Origin of the sequence: Bifidobacterium callitrichidarum (assembly GCF_003129905.1) — a bacterium.
Classification (GTDB): Bacteria; Actinomycetota; Actinomycetes; order Actinomycetales; family Bifidobacteriaceae; genus Bifidobacterium; species Bifidobacterium callitrichidarum.
This window is the reverse complement of record NZ_QFFM01000011.1, coordinates 84,067-105,337: the sequence shown is the minus strand read 5'-3', so window position 1 is coordinate 105,337 and position 21,271 is coordinate 84,067. Positions and strand designations below refer to the sequence as shown.

General features: G+C 63.0%; 14 protein-coding genes. 8 read left to right on the top strand and 6 right to left on the bottom strand.

Features of this window, described 5'->3' with window-relative positions:
* Window positions 1-440 precede the first annotated feature (440 nt).
* A complete protein-coding gene (locus DF196_RS06325; RefSeq protein WP_109057026.1) occupies window positions 441-692 on the top strand; it encodes a hypothetical protein in 252 nt (83 codons plus the stop codon).
* Window positions 693-1,139: 447 nt separating this feature from the next.
* Here the strand turns inward: DF196_RS06325 and DF196_RS06320 are convergent, their stop codons facing one another.
* The 4 genes from DF196_RS06320 to DF196_RS13870 form a co-directional block, all read right to left on the bottom strand.
* The gene (locus tag DF196_RS06320) at window positions 1,140-3,464 is read right to left on the bottom strand and encodes a YhgE/Pip domain-containing protein (protein WP_109057025.1); all 2,325 of its coding nucleotides are present in this window, start codon (window positions 3,462-3,464) and stop codon (window positions 1,140-1,142) included.
* Entirely contained in the window at window positions 3,461-6,238 is a 2,778-nt protein-coding gene (locus DF196_RS06315) for a YhgE/Pip domain-containing protein (RefSeq protein WP_109057024.1), read from the bottom strand. The genes DF196_RS06320 and DF196_RS06315 overlap by 4 nt, the downstream gene beginning before the upstream one ends.
* A gap of 180 nt (window positions 6,239-6,418) precedes the next feature.
* Window positions 6,419-7,192: a nitroreductase family protein gene (locus DF196_RS06310; RefSeq protein ID WP_109057023.1), complete on the bottom strand. Its 774-nt coding sequence runs from the start codon at window positions 7,190-7,192 to the stop codon at window positions 6,419-6,421.
* A 131-nt stretch (window positions 7,193-7,323) separates the two neighbouring features.
* Window positions 7,324-7,644 (bottom strand): DUF4235 domain-containing protein, encoded by a 321-nt coding sequence (locus DF196_RS13870; RefSeq protein WP_241519623.1) that lies wholly within the window; start codon window positions 7,642-7,644, stop codon window positions 7,324-7,326.
* 271 nt (window positions 7,645-7,915) lie between these two features.
* Between DF196_RS13870 and DF196_RS06300 the strand changes: the two genes are divergently transcribed.
* Window positions 7,916-8,629, top strand: coding sequence for a histidine phosphatase family protein (locus tag DF196_RS06300; RefSeq protein WP_170115002.1), 714 nt, complete (start codon window positions 7,916-7,918; stop codon window positions 8,627-8,629).
* A 511-nt stretch (window positions 8,630-9,140) separates the two neighbouring features.
* Window positions 9,141-10,472 (top strand): ABC transporter substrate-binding protein, encoded by a 1,332-nt coding sequence (locus tag DF196_RS06295; protein ID WP_109057021.1) that lies wholly within the window; start codon window positions 9,141-9,143, stop codon window positions 10,470-10,472.
* Between the two features lie 328 nt (window positions 10,473-10,800).
* Here DF196_RS06295 and DF196_RS06290 read toward each other — a convergent pair whose 3' ends face one another.
* The gene (locus tag DF196_RS06290; protein ID WP_109057020.1) at window positions 10,801-11,817 is read right to left on the bottom strand and encodes a LacI family DNA-binding transcriptional regulator; all 1,017 of its coding nucleotides are present in this window, start codon (window positions 11,815-11,817) and stop codon (window positions 10,801-10,803) included.
* Window positions 11,818-12,184: 367 nt separating this feature from the next.
* Here DF196_RS06290 and DF196_RS06285 point away from each other — a divergent pair, with 367 nt between their 5' ends.
* The 3 genes from DF196_RS06285 (at window position 12,185) to DF196_RS06275 (ending at window position 14,781) form a co-directional block, all read left to right on the top strand.
* Window positions 12,185-13,039 (top strand): carbohydrate ABC transporter permease, encoded by an 855-nt coding sequence (locus DF196_RS06285; protein ID WP_109057019.1) that lies wholly within the window; start codon window positions 12,185-12,187, stop codon window positions 13,037-13,039.
* A complete protein-coding gene (locus DF196_RS06280) occupies window positions 13,039-13,881 on the top strand; it encodes a carbohydrate ABC transporter permease (RefSeq protein ID WP_109057018.1) in 843 nt (280 codons plus the stop codon). The genes DF196_RS06285 and DF196_RS06280 overlap by 1 nt, the downstream gene beginning before the upstream one ends.
* A 297-nt stretch (window positions 13,882-14,178) precedes the next feature.
* Window positions 14,179-14,781 (top strand): DUF624 domain-containing protein, encoded by a 603-nt coding sequence (locus DF196_RS06275; RefSeq protein WP_109057017.1) that lies wholly within the window; start codon window positions 14,179-14,181, stop codon window positions 14,779-14,781.
* Window positions 14,782-15,219: 438 nt separating this feature from the next.
* Here DF196_RS06275 and DF196_RS06270 read toward each other — a convergent pair whose 3' ends face one another.
* A complete protein-coding gene (locus DF196_RS06270) occupies window positions 15,220-16,692 on the bottom strand; it encodes an amino acid permease (RefSeq protein WP_109057016.1) in 1,473 nt (490 codons plus the stop codon).
* A gap of 306 nt (window positions 16,693-16,998) precedes the next feature.
* Here DF196_RS06270 and DF196_RS06265 point away from each other — a divergent pair, with 306 nt between their 5' ends.
* On the top strand, window positions 16,999-17,700 hold the full coding sequence (locus DF196_RS06265) for an ABC transporter ATP-binding protein (RefSeq protein WP_109057015.1): 702 nt from the start codon (window positions 16,999-17,001) through the stop codon (window positions 17,698-17,700).
* A gap of 166 nt (window positions 17,701-17,866) precedes the next feature.
* Window positions 17,867-20,995 (top strand): FtsX-like permease family protein, encoded by a 3,129-nt coding sequence (locus DF196_RS06260; protein ID WP_241519622.1) that lies wholly within the window; start codon window positions 17,867-17,869, stop codon window positions 20,993-20,995.
* The last annotated feature ends 276 nt before the right edge of the window (window positions 20,996-21,271 follow it).

The following is a 21,271-nucleotide window of genomic DNA, read 5'->3' as shown; positions in this document are numbered from 1 at the left end:
GAACCCGGAAGCTAAGGCCTGGCACGGCGATGGTACTGCACCCGACAGGGTGTGGGAGAGTAGCACACCGCCGCATTATATTTCACAAGGACCCCGGTCGAGCGGCAACGCTCCCGGGGTCCTTTCACATATCACCGCAACGACACGACGACATCCGCCGGGACTGCCCCTCGGTCCGCTCCGCGGCCAGCCCGTCCCGCAATCACGGACGGACTCCGTTCGCGTTTCGCCGGCTCGACCGTCGTCTCGCACATCGCCTGCAAACGGCACCGCCGTTTGCTCCACGGCGATGTCCCGGCAAGGGAAACCAAGAATAAGAGCCACGACAAACCCGGCCCAATAAACACTCTCTTTTCTTTCACTCTTCCCTATCACCCACAGCTACGTATCTTGAAGATCCAAGGCGACGGGCGACGGGTCACTCTACACTGGGCACTGCTATGCACTACTTCACACCCAAACGTTGCGCCACGTCGAACAAAATCATGTATCACGACAAGGCGCAGGCCCAGCGCGCCGCCGATCAGAGCCTAATCGAGCGCGGGGCGGAGCTGTGGGTGTATCGCTGCGAATACTGCAACTGCTGGCATCTGACCCATCGCGATCCTAGGATGGGCTATCGGCATGTGCCACTCAACCAGGAACTTAAACCGCACAGCCGCAAAAAGGGCTACAAGCCGCGTCGTCGATAAAGAAAGTCCTGTTAGCCAGGATTGACATGAATTCGATGGACTGCCCCTCAGTCGGCTTCGCGGCCGGCTCGTCCCGCAATCAAGGATGGACCCCGTCCGCATCGTATTGGCTCAACTGCCGTCTCGCACATCGTCTACAAACGGCTCGGCTCTGTTAAACCAGGATCGACATGAATTCCACCGGACTACCCCTCAGTCGGCTCTGCCGACAGCTCTACCGCAATCAAGGACGAACTTCGTTCGCGCTCCGCCGGCTCGACCGTCGTCTCACACATTGCCTACAAACAGCTTCACTGTTTGCCTTACGGCAATGTCCTTCAAGGGGAGCCAAGAATAAGGGGCATGCCAATCTTGGTTTAACAGAGCCAACGGCTCCGCCGTTTGCTCCACGGCGATTCCCGACAAGGGGAGCCAAGAATAAGACATTTCTCGGGAAAACCGAGAATGCTACATCACCTTGGTGCTTTCGAGGTTGCGAATCACCCAGTCGTTGAAGCGAATCACGGGCTTGCGCAGCATCAGGCCGAGCAGCAGAGACGGTACCAGGAACAGGGCCAGCTTGCCCATGGACACCCAGTATTCCATGCCGAAGGAGCCGGCCATCGCCGAATGCATCGCGTCCACCGCATACGGGAACAGCAGCCACTTGGATACCGCCTGGAAGAACGGCGGCAGCGTCTCCACCGGGAAGGTGCCGCCCGAGCCGGCCACCTGCATCACCAGCAGCACCACGGCGATAGCCTTGCCGATGTCGCCGAACGACACGGTCAGCGTGTACACGATGTTCGAGAACACCAAGGCCGCCAGCCATCCGACCATCAGGAACTGCACCGGATGCTCGCACTGCACGCCGAGATAGAACATGTCTCCAAGGCACACCAGGGTGCCCTGCAGGAGCGCCAGGAAGCCGAAGATCATGTATCGACCGAAATACTCGTGATGCAGACGAAGCCCGAACTGTCGGGCATTGCCGGGGGATTCCGGGCGCGGCTTCTTGAGCACGTCCAGCGCCGCTCCTGGACCGGCCACACGTCCGGCGATTACGGCCTCGCGCAATCCCACCTCGGTGCCCAGCGGCAATTCGTTACCAAGCCCCAAAATCTTGGCCTTCTCATGGTCGGAAATGGAGACTTTGAGCATGGCCACCAGGATGATCGCGCCCACCCAGATGGCCAGAATCGTGTAGAACGGCGCCATAGCCGAGCCGTAGTTCGCAATTGGATACAGGGGAATGCGGTCGACCGCCACCGGCGCGGACAACATCGACGCGATGGTGTCCGGATCAGCCGAGATGACGCTGGACAGGTCCGTGCCGCCGCTTTTGGCCAATGACGAGAACTTGTCCGCCAAATCGTCGAGTTTCTTGGCGGAGCGATTCAGCGCGCCCGAAGCTTTGCCCAATGCCGTGCGGATGCCGGCGATGCTGCCGGACAGATCGCCCGAAAGCCCCGAAACGCTGTCCACCGTGGACGTCAGCCCATCGATGACGGCGCTCGTCTGGCTCGCCACGTCGTCCATCGAGGAGGCGAGCTTGTCCAGCTGCGGCTTGAGTGTGTGCTCGTACGTATCGGAGGCCTCACTGATGGACTTGCGCGCCTCGTCGATTTCGTTCTTGAGTTTCTGCCGGGTGGCGTTCGCGTCCGCGGTGTCGTCCGTGATTTTCTGCGCGGCCTCGCCGAGCGCGTCGGCCGCGGATTGCAGCTTCTGCTGGGTCTGTGTGGCCTGTGCCGCGGCCTTGGCCAGGGCGTTCTTCACCGCCTGCAGGTGGCTCTGCTCCGCCAACGATTGCAAAGCCGCCGCATAGTCGCCGAACTTGTCGGCCTGGGTCTGCACTTTCGACTGCATGTCGGTGAGCGTGTCCGCCACTTGCGAGGATTGCGAGTCGATGTCCTTGAATGCCTCATCGATCTGTTTGTCAATCGAGGTATACGCAGCGTCGGCCTGTTTCAGAGCCGCACTCACGCCGGCCGTGGCGCCGGACAGTGCGTTGCCGAGGCTTGTGGCGCCTGATTTCGCCTGTTTCATGGCCTTTTTCGCGTCCGCGGCGGCCGAACCGGTGGAGCCGAGCAGCTTGTCGGTCGAATCGATGATGCCGTCCGCGGCGCCCAACAGGTCGGAATAGGCATCGATCTGCGACGCCGCGCCGGTGAGCTTCGAGGACATGGCCGTCAGATGGCTGGTGGCATTGCTGACGTACTGCTCCATTTCGGGGCTTTGCGCGTACTTGGCCACATTCGAGGCGAGGTTCAGGGCCACGCTGGACAACGTTTTCACGAAGGTCTGGTCGATGGTGGTGGCCACGGTGCTGGCGCCCTCGTCCGTGATATGCGGGGCGATCGGGTTGATTTTCTCGTTGAGGTAGTATTCGAGCTTCGCGTGCTTGATCTTCGGGGTGAATAGCGTCATCATGTCCGCGCTGAAGCTCTTGGGGATCACCAGCGCGGCGTAGTATTCGCCGGAATACACGCCGTCGATGGCCTTGTCGCGGTCCACGAACTGCCAGTCAAGGTCATGGTTGGCCCTGAGCGTGTTCGTCACGGTCTCGCCCACGTTGATAGGCAGCGGGATGAGATCGGACTTGTACCCCTTGTCCGTGTTCGCCACGGCCACCTTGAGGGCCTTGGTGTTGCCGTACGGATCCCAGCTCGCCGCGATGTTGTACCAGGCGTACAGGGACGGCACGATGACTAGGCCCACCGCTACGACCACCGCGATCACGTTGCGCGTGGCTTGGCGCAGATCGCGGACGAACAGCTTCCAGATGAGCTTCATCGCGCGCCTCCCTTGTCTGTGCTGTCCGTGCTGCCCGTGCCGCCTTTGCCGTCACTGCCGCCGTCATCATCGCCATTCGGCGGAATAGCCATGAATCGCCGTGTGGTCTCGCCGATGTCCGGATCGGCATCGTCTCCCGCATCATCCCCGAACCGGGCCGCGTGCTCCGGCATATGCCCGGCCCCGGCCGCGTGCTTGCCGTCGGCGCCGCGGAACCGACGCCAGACATAGCCGTTGAGCATCACGTCGCGGAATTCGTCGGCGCTCATCGCGCTCACGCCCAGCTGCATCGCGTAGCTTTCGCGCATATATTCGGTGACGATGAGATAGGCGTCGATGATGATGATCGACAGGATCCACGCGCTGAGCATCGCGATCTTCGCCTTCATGACGAACAGCAGGATCAGGAACACGAACGGCAGCACCGTCAGCAGGACCAGACCGGAGACGATCATCATCGGATACCGTGCGAAGAACCGGTGCGCGCGGCGGGTGATGATGGCCCGCAGCTCCTTGCTGTCGGACACCGTGCGGAACACCGCGTTCAGGCTCACCTGCTCGTTGACCATGCTGTTGTGTTCGGTGATCATGAGGTCCGTGTCTCCCAGACGGCGGTCGAACAGGGCGTTGAGGTTCATGGCGTACCGGCGTACCACAAGGCCGACGAACAGCGCCACCGGCAGATAGTAGGCCAGATGCATCATGTCCAGCCAGTAGTGGTTCGCGTAGGTGCCGGCGATTGGCCCGCGCATGGCGTTGATGCCGTAGGTGAACGGCAGCCAGGGATGCAGGTCGCGGAAGAACTCCGGCATCATCTCGATGGGGTACAGGCCCGAGGCACCGGGGATCTGCACGATGACCAGGATCACGGCCACGGCCTTGCCGATATGCCGGAACGCCACGGCCAGCGCGTAGATGATGTTGATGTAGACGAACGAGCAGAACACGCCGGCCAGCACGAACAGCAGCGGATGCTCGCATTGGATGCCGAGCACCAGGTCGCCGATCGTGGCGATGATCGCCTGCAGGAACCCGACCGTGACCAGTAGCAGCCAGCGGCCCAGATACGCCTGGGCGGCGGTGACGTGCCGCAGGTTCTCGCGGTCCACCTCAAGTTTGTAGATGGCGATGAGCACGAACCCGCCCACCCACAGCGCGAGGTTCGTGTAGAACGGGGTGACGGCCGAACCGTAGTTGTCGGTCGGGTAGACCACCTTGGTGACCAGATTGACCGGCGTGCCCATGAACTTGCCGAATTCCTCGTCGTCCAGGTGCAGGGCGTCCATGATCTTGCGGTAGGCGGCGGAACTGTCGAGCGCACCGATGTCGGTGCGGACGGTGCGCACGTCCTCGGCGAGCTGCGCCATCGACTGCTGCGTGCCGGAAATGGTGGTCCGGGTCTGGCCGATCGTATCGGAAAGCTGGTCGAACAGACCGTCGGCCTGCTCGATGGTGCCGTTCAGGGAGACCAAAGTGCCGTCAAGGGTGCCGTTGAGCGCGGCGAAGCTGTTGAGGGAGGCGTTAAGGTTCGGCATGACGGTGCCGGTGAGCGACTGTCGGGCTTGGCTCAGCGCCGCAAGCCCGCCGGTGGCCGCGGTGCCCATCGCGCCGGAGAGATGGCCGGTGGCGTCCTTGCCGGAGTCGATGAACTGGGTGGCGTTCTTGTGGAAGTCGTTGATCTGCGACTGTTGACGGCCGATGACCCCGTCCAATGTGTCCAGCTGGTTCCAGATGCGCTGTCCCAGCGGATCCGAAGTGTTCTCGTCGATGCCGGCCTGCTTGAGTGCGTCGCGCACGTTGTCGATGGCGGTCTGCGTGCGGTCCAGCGGCGCGTTCAGGGCGTTGGTGATGGAGTCCACGGAATCCTGCGCGCTGTTGAACGATCCGATGATCGTGCCCGCGGCGGTGTTCACGTCCACCGCAAGTCCGGACAGCTTGGCCGAGCTGGAGTCCAACGCGCCCGTGAGCGTGGTGGAGAAGGCCTGTGAGCCGTTCTGCGCCTCGGTGAGCAGCGTGCCGGACTGTTGGGAGGCCTTGCGGGCGCTCGCGATCGCCCGTTTCAGGGTGCCGGTGGTGTTCTTGGCATCGGCGATGGTGCCATCCGCCTGGTCGAGCGTATCGGTGAGGTCGGTGAGCGCGGTCTGGACGCTGCCGATGGTGTCCAGCACCGTGTCGAGGTCGGCGATGGCGTCCTGCTGGGTGGATCCGGCGGCCTTGCTCAGTTCACCGCCCGCCTTGGATACGGCTTTGGCGACGGTATCTCCCACAGTGGTCACGAATGTGGAGTTGATCTGCTCGTCGATGGTGGAGGCGCCGGTGTCCGTGATCTTCGGAGCGATGGCGTTCTTCTTCTCGTTGACGTAATAACGGATCTTGGGGCGTTCCGTGGTGCCGGTGACCGAATTCACCAGCGATTCGCTGAAGTCCTTCGGCAATACGATGGCCGCGTAGTACTCGCCGGTCTCCACGCCGTGCACGGCCTGGTCCTCGTTGTCCACGAACCGCCAGCCGAGCTGATGGTTCTTCTTCAGCTGGGCGACCACCTGCTTGCCGGCGTTGAGCCTGCCGACCAGATCGTTGGACGTGCCCCGGTCCGCATTGGCCACCGCGACCTGGATGTTGCCGGTGGCCGAATACGGATCCCAGTTGGCCAGGATGTTGAACCAGGCGTACAGCGAGGGGATCACGGCCACGCCGAGCGTGACCACCACCGCCACGGGATTGCGCAGGATGCGCAGGAAATCACGCCGGAAAATACGCCAGATCGTCCGCATGCAGCCCCTCGTTTCGCCGCCGGTTCTTTGTGCCGGCCTTGCCGTGCCCCACCGGCAAGCCACATGCAGTCTATCCCCACCGCCTCCGCGACGATCGGCGTACGGAGGCGGGATACCGGGAAAATGGTCAGGGCGTGTCCGAATTATGGTCTCGATGGGCGGACGATGTGGATGCGCCGGTTACTTGTCGAGCGTGAAACCCTGGGCGGCCGCTTTGTCCAGCAGCGTCTTGTTGGAGACGTCCTGACGGCTGATCTTGGCGATCTGGTCGCTGAAGGCGTCCACGGGACGGTCGGCCTGACGCAGGTCGTAGTACTGGTGTACCTCGGCGTCGAAGGCGGGCAGCGCGTCCAGCGTGCCGTCCGCGTCGGCCGGGTACGTGTTCTCGAAGAACTGCATCTCGCGCGGCATGCGGGGCTTCAGCGCGGGCTCCTGATCGGGCTTGCCGATGGCCAGGCCCAGCACCGGGTACGTGTATTCCGGCAGGTTGAGCAGGTCGATGAGTCCGTTGATGTTGTTGAGCGGGGAGCCCAGGATCACGCAGCCGAGGCCCAGCGAGAACGCGGCCGTCTCCATGGCGTGCAGGGCCAGCACGGCGTCGTTCTGCGCCTGGGTGAAGCGGTAGCTGGTCTTGAGGCCGAACTCGTCGGAGGACGGGTCGATGCCCTTGGACTGGGCGATGCGGGCGTTGCGGTGCTCGTCGATGATGAACATGTACAGCAGCGGCGCATCGGCGATGTACGCCTGGGCGCCGTACTCGGCGATCTTGGCCTTGAGAGCGGGGTTGTTGATGCGGATGGCGGACCAGTCGTTGAGGAACTGGCTGGAGGCGGCGCGCTGGGCCACGGCTTCCAGCGTGGCGATGGTGTCGGCGTCGATGGCCTCATCCTTGAACTTGCGGATGGAGCGGCGGTTGAGCAGGGTTTCGATAGTCGCAGGTAACCATGCGGCCAATTCTTCCACGTCCGCTGGCCAGTCGACGGGCCGGTTATCTGGCAGTGAAACCGGTGCGTGTGTGGCGTGATGCGGCGTGGTGATGGCGGTGAACGGACCGGGGTGCGTTGTGGACGGGCTTCGGACTCGGCCTAGCGGCGGGCCTTGCGATGGCGACGGGCCACGATGGCCTTGGAGCCGCGGTCGGAAAGCTGGGAGACCACCGCGCCGAATGCGGCCGAGGCGGCGGCGAACGCCAGGCTCATCAGCAGGCCCTGCGGGGCATCCTCGGCCAGCCCCTTGCGCAGGTTGCGGCGGGACGTGCCCTTGTCCCACAACGTCTGGAACGCCTTGCCGGCCACCATGCCGACCAGCGCGGGGACGGCGGCCTTGAACGCCTTGTCCAGCAGGGAATCGGGGTCGGCCTCGCGGGCGGCGCGCAGGGCGTTCACCTTCTCGTCGATGCGGTGCAGGCTTTCGACGGCCTGATCGGCGCCGGACGAGAACTCGCCTCCGTCATATCCGGACTCATACCCGGAGCGGCCGGACGGGAATGCCGCGCCGTTCTCGGCGGGGGAGTCGGGTCGCGCGATGGATCCCGCGGACAGGTCGGGGGCGGAACCATGGAAACCGGAGTGACGTGCGGTGTGCTTTGCGCTGCTCATGGCTCCCCAGTCTAGAGCAAAAGCGGGGCATCTGGCGAGGCATGCGGCGGACGCGCCCGAACAGGACTAGAGTGGAGGCATGAACGAACAGCATGTGGACGGCACCGTGGCCGTCGACCCCTCCCGCGGCGGTACCGGCTTTCTGGTGTTGCTGCGTCATGGACAGACCGTATGGAGCGAATCCGGACAGCATACCGGCCGCACGAACATCCCCCTGACCGCCGTGGGCGAACAGCAGGCCCGCGACGCCGGCGTGCGCCTGCGCGAGGCGTTCCCCGGCGGATTCGAGGAAGGATGCGTGTTCTCCAGCCCGCTTCGCCGTGCGCAGCAGACCGCGCGACTGGCCGGTTTCGCCGAACCGCAAACGCTTGACGGCATCGCCGAATGGGATTACGGCCGCGCCGAAGGCCGCACGCGCAAGCAGGTGAGCGAGGCCAGCGGCTTCGATTGGGATGTGTGGCGTGACGGGCCGCGCTCGCTGACGCCCGCGCTCGAAGGCGACTGGGTGGAGACCCTGCCCGACGGCGAGCAGGTGCCGGTGCATGCCGGTCCCGGTGAGACGCTTGAGGAGGCCGCCGCCCGTGCCCGCGGGGCCATCGACCATGTGATGCCGTTGCTGAACGGCGGCCACAACGTGCTGATGGTGGCGCACGCGCATATCCTGCGCATCCTCACCTCCCAGTGGCTGGATGTGGACCCGCATTTCGCGCGCATGCTGCGGCTTGACACCGCGCACTATTCGGTGCTGAGCGTGTACAAGGGGGACAACGTCATCGAGCGCTGGAACGCCTGACGGCTTGACGGAATTGAGCTTGGCTCCGTTCAACCGGGATTGATGGTGTGATTACACTCTCTCGGCTCCCCTTGTCAGGGGAGCTGTCGGCGAAGCCGACTGAGGGGTAGTTCGATTGATTTGACTGAACCGGATTTTGGGCCCGTTCGCCTGTGCGCGAACGGGCTTTTTCGTCGTTGCCGGGGCGGTGGCCGCCGCGATTATGCAAACGATGGCTATGCGGGTGCTGAACGTGGGGAGTATGGGGTGGTTTTCTATATGTCGCAAGTACTGTTAGCGCTCTCAGTTTGCTAACGCTTGCATTAGAGGCGCTATGCAGAATAATCGGAATTATCCGGTTAATTGACGGTTTGTGGATATCTGTCCGCATAAGTGACGCGCCGAAAAATGCCATCGTTTGCAAAATCTCGCAAACCGTTGCACAATAGGTCATGTCGATAGTCGTAAGGGAGCCGCTAACGGCACCCGGGCCGGATGGAATACCGGCATCGACGATGAAGAGAAAGGTTCGATGATGAATCGTACAGTGAAGTCGGCAGTCGCGATGGCGGCCATTGCTGCAATGTCCCTCGGCACCCTCGCCGCGTGCGGAAGCTCGGATTCCTCCGGCGACGACTCCAAGGGCAAGGTCTACTACCTGAACTTCAAGCCGGAAGCGGCCGATCAGTGGACCGCGCTGGCCAAGGAATACACCAAGGAGACCGGCGTCGAGGTCAAGGTCCAGACCGCGGCCTCCGGCACCTATGAGCAGACCCTGAAGTCCGAGATCGCCAAGACCGAGGCCCCGACCCTGTTCCAGGTCAACGGCCCGGTCGGCTACCAGAACTGGAAGAAGTACACCGCCGACATGTCCAACACGGACGTGTACAAGGAGCTCACCAACCAGGACGTGGCTCTGAAGGACGGCGACAAGGTCGTCGGCGTGCCGTACGTGATGGAGACCTACGGCATCATCTACAACAAGGACATCCTCAACAAGTACTTCGCCCTGGATGGCGCCAAGGCCACCTCCATGGACGAGATCGACAACTTCGACACCTTCAAGGCCGTGGCCGACGACATGCAGGCCCGCAAGGACGAGCTCGGCATCAAGGGCGCCTTCACCTCCGCCGGCTTCGACTCCAGCTCCGACTGGCGCTTCAAGACCCACCTGGCCAACCTGCCGCTCTACTACGAGTTCAAGGCGGACAACGTGACCGAACAGCCGGCCACCATCAAGGGCACCTACCTGCCGAACTACAAGAAGATCTTCGACCTGTACATCACCGACTCCACCACCGAGCCCACCCAGCTGAGCGCCAAGACCGGTGACGACGCCAACTCCGAGTTTGCGCTCGGCGAGGCCGCCTTCTACCAGAACGGCACCTGGGCCTGGACCGACCTGCAGAAGGCCGGCATGTCCGCCGACTCCGTGGGCATGATGCCGATCTACATCGGCGTCAAGGGCGAGGAGAAGCAGGGCCTCGCCACCGGTTCCGAGAATTACTGGTGCATCAACGACAAGGCCTCCGACGCCGACAAGAAGGCCACCGAGGAGTTCCTGAAGTGGGTCATCACCTCCGACGCCGGCAAGAAGTCCCTCTCCCAGGACATGGGCTTCACCACCCCGTTCAAGACCTTCGATGACGTGACCAGCGACAACCCGCTCACCCAGGCCGCCGTCGAGGACCAGAAGTCCGGCAAGACCGCCGTCTCCTGGAACTTCACGATGATGCCGTCCGAGGAATGGAAGAACGGCGTCGGCCAGGCCCTGCTGGTGTACGCCCAGGGCACCGGTGACTGGAACGCCGTCAAGACCGCTTTCGTGGACGGTTGGGCTTCCGAGTACGCTGCCTCGCACTGAGTCTGACGGGTCCGTCCGTCCTCCTTCCGGACGGACCCCGATACTCGCCGGGTTCCATTACCCGAATAATGAAAAACTGCGGCGCCTCGCGCATCCTTCTTCCTCCAGGGGCGCCGCACCTTCCTTGTGTTTCTTTCTTGTTCCCTCCTTAATCCAACTGGTTGAGGCCGCCGTCCATTGCGGGCGGTGGCCTCAACCAGTTTTTGGGGGTTTCGGGGAAGGTGGCCGGCAGGACCGGTTTGAGTGTTCTTGGCTCCCCTTGTCAGGGGAGCCAAGGAAATATGTCGGCCTCGGTGCAATAGAGCCGCCGGTTGGCGGGGTGACTGGGTCAGTGGACGCGGGAGGTCGAGGAGCGGACCACGAGGTTCGCGGGGAAGGTCACGAACGGCTCGTCCACAGGCTTCTCCTCGATGAGGTCGAGCGTCATGCGCGCGGCGATGTGCGCCATCTCCACCGGGTCCTGGCGAATCGTGGTCAGGCCGATGTCGTTGGTGTAGAAGCTGTCGTCATAGCCGATGAGCGAGACGTCGCCGGGCACGGAGAAGCCGTTGCGCTCCAGCTGGAACATGAGCGGCAGTGCGATGCCGTCCTCCTGGCAGGCGATGGCGGTGGGCATCTCGTCCAGACTCATGAGCTGGGTGACCACGTCGCTGATCTGATAGCGGCCGTCGCCGTCCACCTTGCACACCACCACCTGCGGTTCGACGCCTTCCTTGCGGCAGGTCTCCATGAACACGTCGAAACGGCCGCGCACCGAGAAGCTCAGCGAGACGTCGCGGTCGGTGCTGATGTAGGCGATGCGACGGTGGCCGAGGTTCATCAGGTGCCGGGCGGCGAGCGTGGAGCCCTGACGGTCGTTGATGTTGACGGCCGCGGCGAAGCCATGCTGCTCGGATTCCGCGGTGTTGATGCCGATGATCGGCACATCCACCGAAGCCAGCTGTGCGATCTCCCTGCTGTCGATGTCGAAGGAGACCACGATCACCGCGTCCGCGTTGCGGCGTACCGGCAGCATCTCGAAGAACGCGCGGCGCTCCTCGATGCTGGAGATCTGGAAGATGGAGATGTCGTACCCCTCGGCGTGCAGCACCTCGTTGAGCCCCTCGATCACCGAGGCGGTGAACCATAGGCGGATGTGGCCGCTCATCAGCACGGCGATGCGTAGCGATCGGCCGGATTTCAGGGCCGCGGCCGACCGCGAAAGCGAGAAGTTGAGCTCGTCGGCGATGGCCAGCACGCGCTCGCGGGTCTTGGCGGAGACCAGATCCGGTCTGGTGAACGAACGGGAGACGGTGGAGATGGAGACGCCCGCCTTCTGGGCGACGTCCTGAATGCTCGTGGTCATGAGAGCCCCCTGGCTGGTGGGAAGGTTGCAGAATTGCTCGATTGGTTCCAGTGTACATGCCGGACGACGGACCGATGAAGATGACAACGATTGTATTACAAACGTTTGCAGTAGTGGTTTTGCATAGGTGAATTGGCGTAATTTAGCCAATATAACAAGTGAAAGACAATTGAATGCGCTGGCGTTGGCGTGGGGTGGAAACGCGATAAATGACAACGTTTGACATATATGTTGCAAGCACGTACCATAAACGTAGGCTTGGTCGGGGGAACCGCGGGAGCGGTCCGGACCGGCAGGCTGGCATTGAGTTGAACTCCGCGCCGACGCACGATGCAGTGCCGCGGACTCAAGGAGGAGGAAAGTAGTCATGATCAGCATGGCTGGTAAGGCGATACGCAGATGGTGGGCGCTGTTCGCGCTGCCGACGTTCGCCGCGTTCATCATCGGATTCCTGGTGCCGTTCATCATGGGCGTCTACCTGAGCTTCTGCGAGTTCACCACCGTGACCGACGGTGAATTCGTGGGTCTCAAGAACTACGGCAAGGCCCTGAAGGACAAGGAGTTCCTGCACGCGCTCGGATTCTCCACGGCATTCACCATCGTGACCACCATCGTGATCAACGTGGTGGCGTTCTTCATCGCCTACATGCTCACCAAGGCCATCAAGGGCTCCACGCTGTTCCGCTCGGTGTTCTTCATGCCGAACCTCATCGGCGGCATCATCCTGGGCTACATCTGGCTGCTGCTCCTGAACGGCGTGCTCGCCCACTGGGGCCGTGCCCTGACCTACAAGGCCACATACGGCTTCTGGGGCTTGGTCATCCTGGTGTGCTGGCAGCAGATTGGCTACATGATGATCATTTACATCGCCGGCCTGCAGGCCCTGCCCACCGACGTGCTTGAGGCGGCCGCCGTGGACGGCGCCAACGGCACCCAGACCATGTTCCGCATCATCATCCCGCTCATGATGCCGTCCATCACCGTCTGCTCCTTCCTGACCGTGACCAACGGTTTCAAGCTCTACGATCAGAACCTCGCGCTGACCAACGGCGCACCGAGCAACATGTCCGAGGGTCTGGCGCTGAACATCACCCGTACCTTCTACGGCCGCATGGGCTGGGAGGGCGTCGGCCAGGCCAAGGCCGTGCTGTTCTTCATCCTGGTGGCCGTGATCGCCCTGATTCAGAACAAGCTCACCACGAGCAAGGAGGTGGCAGCCTGATGAACGAGAACAAGCCCGTCAAGCACGGCGCCCTGTGGACCGTACTTTTCTCCGTCATTTCCCTGCTGTGGATCTTCCCGATCGTCCTGGTGCTCATCAACTCCTTCAAGCAGAAGGCGTACATCTCCAAGAACGCCTTCTCGCTGCCCGCCGGCAAGGCGTTCGTGGGGCTTGAGAACTACGCCCGAGGCGTCGAGACCACGCAGTTCTTCGCGTCCTTCGGCTGGACGCTGCTCATCACCGTGGGGTCGGTGGTACTGATCCTGGTCTGCACCTCGATGTGCGCATGGTGGATCGTGCGCGTGAACAACTGGGCGGCCAAGCTGCTGTATACGCTGTTCCTGTTCAACATGATCGTGCCGTTCCAGATGGTGATGTTCACCCTCTCCAAGATCGCCGACATGCTGAAGCTCAACACCCCGTGGGGCCTGTGCATCGTGTATCTCGGCTTTGGTGCCGGTCTGGCGGTGTTCATCTTCACCGGTGTGATCAAGGGCATCCCGGCCGAGCTGGAGGAGGCCGCCATGATCGACGGCGCGTCCGTGCCGCGCATCTTCTTCCAGATCGTGGTGCCGATCATGAAGCCGTCCATCGTCTCCGTGGCCATCCTCGAAGCCATGTGGATTTGGAACGACTACCTGCTGCCGTACCTTACCCTCGACCTGGGCAAGTACAAGACCATCTCCGTGGCCGTGCAATACCTCAAGGGCGGCTACGGCTCCGTGGACATGGGCGCCATGATGGCCTGCCTTGTCCTGGCCATCATCCCCATCATCGTCTTCTACCTCGTCTGCCAGAAGTACATCGTGAGCGGTGTTATGGCTGGGGCCGTCAAGGGTTAACGGCTGGCGCCGTTAACCCTTGGCTGGAAGCCCGGTGGGCTTCCAGCAGGCTCCAGGCTGAGCCGCGACAGCGGCGAAGCTAACGATGAGTCCGGCCGTAGGCCGGTCCTTAGTTGCAGGACTGGAGCCGTCAAAAGCTGAGACCAACAAATCCGGCTCCCCTCGCTGAGGGGAGCTGTCGGCGATAGCCGACTGAGGGGAGTACCCTGAGCATCATCAGAGCTCCCCTCAGTCATCTACGATGACAGCTCCCCTCAGCGAGGGGAGCCGCTGTATGCCGTCGAAGGAGAACACAAGATGCACTGGCTAGCACCCGACTCCAAATTCATGCGCGCCTGGGGCAATCTGGTGGACGGCGTGCTCGTCAACCTTCTGATGCTGGTCACCTCGTTGCCCATCGTCACCGTCGGCGCAGCGCTCACCGCCGGACAGGACGCCTGCCGCAAGTCCGAAAACGGCGAGGGCAAAGGCGTCGCGGCCAATTACTTCAGCTCCTTCAAGGCTAACTTCGTCAAGGCCACGCTGTTGTGGCTGCCGTTCCTCGTGGTACTGATCGGACTCATCTACTCGTGGGTGGTCCTGCAGATCACGCCGCTGCTCATTCCCAAATTCGCGGTGAGCATTCTGTGGCTCATCGGCTTCGAATGGGTGTTCGCGCTGCAGGCGCGCTTCGAGAACAGCGTGGGACGCACCCTCGCCAACGCCTTCATCTTCGGCGTCTCCCACATCGCCATGACCGTGGTGCTGGTGGCAGTGGATGCGGTATTCGTCGCACTGCTGGTGGCTTGCTGGTTCCTGATGCCCGGTGGCCTGTTCCTGCTCATCATTTTGGGTTACGGCACCATGCTCATGCTCCATGTGCCCGTCACCGAGCGCGTCTTCAAGCCCTATCTGCGGTAATCTTGCCCGCGAACGGCACTGTTCTGGGCATATCCCGACCAATTATTCTGGGCATATAGGTACCACGGAACAGGCGTTTTGGCCTCGTAACTGGTACCTATATGCCCAGAATCAAATTCGGTGCGGCTTTATGGTCCTTATATGCCCCAGAATCGAGATGTCGGGACGGTGCCGTTCCTCCGTTGCCGTTACTTTTTTCGCGGAAAACCGATGCTTCGTGAAAAAGTCACACTGAGTGCCGCTCAGCGTTACCTTTTCACGAAATAAGGCCATACCTCGTGAAAAAGGAACGCTTACTGCGAGTCAGTGTGCCTTTTTCACGAAGTATGGCCTTATCGCGAAAGAAGTAACGCGCCGTAGTCCGCCCCGCCGCCATCGCCATCGGATGCCGAGCGGATCAGCGGGCGCAATGGCGGCGGAACAGCGACACGAAAGCCGCTACTTGCGGCCCTGCGTCACCTGGTAGGCGACGAACAGGATGGCCAGCCAGATCACGCCGGCGATCACGGCCACGCGGTAGCTGGAAGAGAAGCACATCAGCACCACCACCAAGGCCAGGAAGGCGAGCACCACCCACGGCGTCACCTTGGCGAACGGCAGCTTGAAGTGGATGGCGTCGAGCGCCTTCTGGCCCGAAAGGCCGGCCAGCTCGGTGTCTGCCGGAGCGCCGCCCGCGGCGACCACCTTGCGGAACTTCATCTCGGTGAACATGATCATCGTCCAGTTGATGATGCCGGCGATCGTGGCGATGGACATCAGGTAGTTGAACGCGAACTCGGGCCACACGAACACCACCACCACGGCGATGGCGGTGATCACGGCGGAGGTCAGCACGCCGGCCACCGGCACGCCCTTGGAGTTGAGCTTGCCGAGATAGGCGGGGGCGTTGCCCTGCTTGGCCAGCGAGTACAGCATGCGGGAGTTGGCGTACAGACCGGAGTTGTACACGCTCATCACGGCGGTCAGGCACACGAAGTTGAGGATGCCGGCGGCCGCGTGGATGCCCACGGAATCGAAGATCTGCACGAACGGGCTGGATTGGCCGTCGATGGTGTTCCACGGCACCACGGCCATGATCACGCCGAGGGCGCCGATGTAGAAGACGAGGATACGCCAGATGATGTCGTTGGTGGCGCGCGGGATGGTGGTCTTCGGGCTTTCGGTCTCGCCGGCGGTGATGCCGATGAGCTCGGTGCCGCCGAAGCTGAACATCACCACGACCAGAGCCATGAGCAGGCCGGTCCAGCCCTTATCGGTATGAGTCATGAGGCCGTTCGGGAAGAAGCCGTCACCCACGGTGAACCAGTTGGCGAAGCTCGCCTTGATACCGGAGGCGGTGGGCAGCGCGAACACGATGACCGCAAGGCCGCCGATGATCATGGCGATCACGGCCACGATCTTGATGATGGCGAACCAGAACTCGAACTCACCGAACTTGGAGACGCCCAGCAGGTTCGCGGCGGTGATGAGCACCAAGAACACGGCGGCGGAGACCCACGTCGGAATGGCCGGGAACCAGTAGTTCACGAAGCTGCCCACCACGGCCAGCTCCACCATGGAGACCAGGATGTAGTTGAACCAGTAGTTCCAGCCGGAGATGAAGCCGGCGCGCTTGGACCAGTAGCGGGTGGCGTAGTAGCTGAAGGCGCCGGCCTTCGGGTCCTCCACGGACATTTCGGACAGTGCGCGCACGATCATGAAGATCGCGAGGCCACCGATCAGGTAGGCCAGCAGAATGGACGGGCCGGCCAGGGCGATGGATTCGCTGGAGCCGTAGAACAGGCCCGTGCCGATGGCGCCGCCGAGGGCGATCAGCTGGATGTGGCGGTTCTTCAGGGATTTGCGCAACGTGGCCGGCACCGGCACGTCATCGGTTTCGCGCGGCTTCTTGGTCGCGTCAGTATTGCTCATGGATGAGTACTTCCTCTCGGGATTCTTTCTCCGTTGCCGCACGTGCCGCCGAGCCCGCCGATGATGATGGCGGCCGAGGCCGTGCGCAATGTCCGCCATTGTAGGCCGATTTGTTACGAACAGGAGGTTTCGGAAGGCGGTTATGGACGGGTGCGCGGCGTTCCCGTGACGTTTCCATGGCGTTTTTGCGAGCGATTGCACTCAGGTTGGTGCGGTTTAATGGAAGAAGGACGTTGCCCGCCGCCGGTTCCGGGCATGGAACGGTTGCGGTGTGGGGCATGGCCGTTGGCGGAAGCGGGGTGTGCGATGGCGTATATCGAGTTTGACAACGTGGTCAAGGAGTACCCGTCCGGCGGGGCGGCGATCCGCGCGCTGGATGGCGCGAGCTTCACCGCCGACCAAGGCGAACTGACCGTGATCCTCGGCCAGTCGGGCGCGGGCAAGACCACGGCCCTGAACATCCTGGGCGGCATGGACACCGCCACGTCCGGTCGCGTGGTGGTGGGCGGCCGGGATATCACCGGCCTTAACAAGCGCGAACTGGTGGCGTACCGACGTTCGGACATCGGCTTCGTGTTCCAGTTCTACAATCTGGTGCCCAACCTGACCGCGCTGGAGAACGTGGAGCTCGCCTCGCAGATCTGCCCGGACCATTTCGACCCGGCCGAGACGCTGCGCAAGGTGGGGCTGGGGGAGCGCATGGGCAATTTCCCGGCGCAATTGAGCGGCGGCGAGCAGCAGCGCGTCTCCATCGCCCGCGCGATCGCCAAGAAACCGAAGCTGTTGCTGTGCGACGAGCCGACCGGCGCGCTCGACTACGAGACCGGCAAGGAGGTCCTGCAACTGCTGCAGGACATCTGCCATACCCAGGGCATGACGGTGATGATCATCACGCACAATTCCGCGCTCGCGCCGATGGCGCACAAGGTGATCCGATTCCGCTCCGGCAAGGTGGTGAGCGAGGAGACCAACCCCGCGCCCACACCGATCGCGGACATCGAATGGTAAGGCGGTGAGTGCGATGGCGCGCGGCAGGCATGCCCGGCGTACGGGCGCTCCCCGGTCCTCGACCGTAGCCACAGTGAACGGTACTGTGAAACAATCCGTGAAACGCGGCGTGGAACATCCTGTGAAACATCGTGGGGCCGGCATCTCCGGCGCGTTCGCCAAGGACATGCTGCGCATGTGGGCGCGCAACTGGAAACGGTTCGTCTCCATCGCCATCATCTCCATGCTGGGCGTGGCGGTGCTCACCGGCATCTACGCCGGCTGCCGGGACATGTTCCGCGGCGCCGACCGGTTCCTCGACAACCAGCGCCTGTACGACATCCAGGTCATCTCCACGCTCGGCCTGACCGAGGACGACGTCGCCGCGCTCAAGGCCGTCCGCGGCGTCGAGCGTGTGCAGGCCGAACGTTCGGCCGCCGCGACCGTCACCGTGGACGGCAGCGGCGAATCGGTCACGCTCACCGAAATCGGCACGAACGGCATGAACCAGCCGTATCTGCAGGAGGGCAAGCTCCCGGTCAAGTCCGGCGAAGTGGCCGTCACCAGGAAGTTCATGCGTGACAGCGGGCTTAAGGTGGGGGACAAGCTCAGCGTGACGCTTGGTTCGGGCACGTCGTCCGGATCGTCCGTGCCGGATACGTCAGGCACGACGGGCAATGCATCAGGTGATGCGTCGGCCAGTACGGTCGACGGAGGTACGTCAGCCGACGCTTCGCCCGATTCGGACATCCCGGGCGATTCGTCCGGCGGTATGACTGATTCGTCCGGTTCCGATGCCGCTTCCGCCGATACGTCGAACGAGACCCCGGCGTTCCCCACGGACCTCACCATCACCGGCATCGTGCTGGACCCGCTTGATCTGCAGAATCCGGAAGGCTACTCGACCGGTGCGTTCCGCAGCTCCGCCACCGCCGACTACACGTTCTTCCTGCCCTCGGACGGCGTCGCCGGCAGCGTCTATACGGCGATTTCGCTGGAAATCAGCGGTTCCGCGGCACTCGACACCTTCTCCGACCAGTACGACGACGCCGTGCGCGAGGTGCGCGACCGCATCGAAAACAACGTCCAGACCAAACGGCAGAAGGCCCGTCGCCAGCAGCTCATCGACGAGGCGAAACAGAAGATCGCGGATGCCCGCGCCGAAGCCGACCAACGGTTCGCCGACGCCCAAGCCACGTTGGACGACCAGCGCAGCCAATTCAACGCGCAGATCGACCGGATTATTACAGCCACCGGCGGCACGGTCGCCCAAGCCGCACAGGACGGCACGGACCAGGCGGCCGCAACTGCACTGGACGCCCAACGCAACGCCGTCATTGCCCAAAGCGGCGAACTGACGCAAGCCAAACAGCAGCTGGACAACGCGCAGACGCAGCTCGACCAGCAGAAAGCGAACACCACCGCCGAACTGGACAAGCAGGAGTCCTCGGTCGAAACCACCATCCCGCAGGCACGCTGGTACGTGAACACGCGCTCGGCGGCCGGCACGTTCTCCTCGCTCAAATCCGACCTGAGCTCCATCGAATCCATCGGCCGCGCGTTCCCCGTGGTGTTCCTGCTCGTGGCCGTGCTCATGAGCCTGACTGCCATGACCCGCATGGTCGAGGAGGACCGCGGGCTCATCGGCACGTACATGGGACTGGGGTACGGCAGCGCACTCATCGCCTCCCGGTATGTGCTGTTCGCGCTGCTCGCCTGCCTGATCGGCGGCGGCCTGGGCGACCTCATCGGCTTCCTCGGCATCCCCGCGTTCCTGCTCATCGTGCTGGAAGGCATGTACGTGGTGCCCGGCACCACGCTGCTGTACGACTGGCTGTACGGTTCGGCCGGCGTGCTGCTGTTCGTGGTGGGCGTGGGCGCGGCCACCGTGGTGGCGTGCCGCGGCGAGATGCGGCGGATGCCCGCCGAGCTCATGCGCCCGAAATCGCCCAAGGCCGGCTCGCGCGTGCTGCTGGAACGCATCGGACCGCTGTGGCGGCGCATGAAGTTCCTCAACAAGGTCACCGCGCGCAACCTGTTCCGTTTCAAGGGCCGTCTGTTCATGACGGTCGGAGGCGTGGCCGGCTGCACCGCACTCATCGTGTGTGGTCTGGCCATCAACGACACGGTGGACGCGCTGCCGGTCACGCAGTACCAGGACGTGTACCGGTATGACCTGATGGTCGTGACCGATCATGACGATCTGGACGCCGTGCGCTCTCGGCTGGTGTCCGACGGGAAGATCGCTGATTCGACCACGTCCTCAGCCGGCACGATGACCCTCGCGCGCGTGGAAAGCGGCGAAATCACCACCGGAGCCGACGAATCCGAAACCGTGCAGCTCATCACCGTGCCCGCGGCGGCGGATTTGGCGGATATCGTCTCGCTCAGGTTGGTGGCTGGCGGGACGATGGAGCAGTATCGGGATGGTACGGCGATCGGGCTGGCCGCTGCCGGAGCCGAATCATCCGCCGCCGGGAAGAGCGCGGATGGTTCGGCCAGCGTTGCGAACGCAAATGATGGGCCGGTTTTCGCCGGGGACGGCGTCATCGTCTCGCAATCCGCGGCCAATGCGCTGGGCGTCAAGGCCGGCGACGAGGTGACGCTCGAAAACGGCGACGCCGCGCGCGAAACCGCCCGTGTGTATGCCGTCAGCGAGTCCGTGATCGGTGCGGATGTGTATCTGACGGCCGGGTACTACCGGGAGGTGTTCGGCGGGGGTAGTTCGGGTGATGGTGGCTCGCAGGGCGACACCGCCACCGAAGCCGACGGCGTGGAGATGAACGCGATATTCGCGCGGTACACCGGCTCGGATGACGACCAGATCGCCTACGCGGACAAGCTCGCCAAGGAATCGGACGTGCTGAGCGTGGTGAGCACGGCGGATATGCAGCGGCGTTTCAGCTTCGATCTCATGGGCGCGGTGGTGGCGCTGATCGTCGCGCTCGCCGGAGCGTTGGCGTTGGTGGTGCTGTTCACGCTGGCCAATACGAACGTTTCCGAGCGCGTGCGCGAGATGGCCACGCTCAAGGTGCTCGGCTTCTTCGACCGCGAGGTGCACCGGTACGTGAACCGCGAGATGCTGATCCTGACGCTGATGGGCATCGCGGTGGGCCTGCCGCTCGGTCGTTGGATCGGCGGACTGCTCACGGCCGCGCTCAACATGCCGGGGCTGTACTTCGCCGTGACCGTACGGTGGACGAGTTACGCGATAGCGGCCGCCGTGACGCTGGCGTTCGCGCTGCTCGTCCAATTGTTCACCAACCCCGTGCTCGACCGCATCGACCCGGTGTCCTCACTGAAAAGCGTGGAGTGATGGAATCGGCTTTGCCGATGCTGTTTCCCGCGGCCGTTGGCCGCTCCTCCACTACCCTTCAGTCGGCTACGCCGCCAGCTCCCCTGACAAGGGGAGCCGAGATCTATACGTGTGCAAACCTTGGCTCCCTCTGACGAGGGAGCTGTCGAACGAAGTGAGACTGAGGGAGAGAAGAGGAGCGGCCAACGGCCGCGGGAAACCAGCGTCGGCCAAAGGCCGATTCCGACCGCTCAATACCAGAAAAGTTCAATTTTGCCGAACGAAATTGAACTTTTT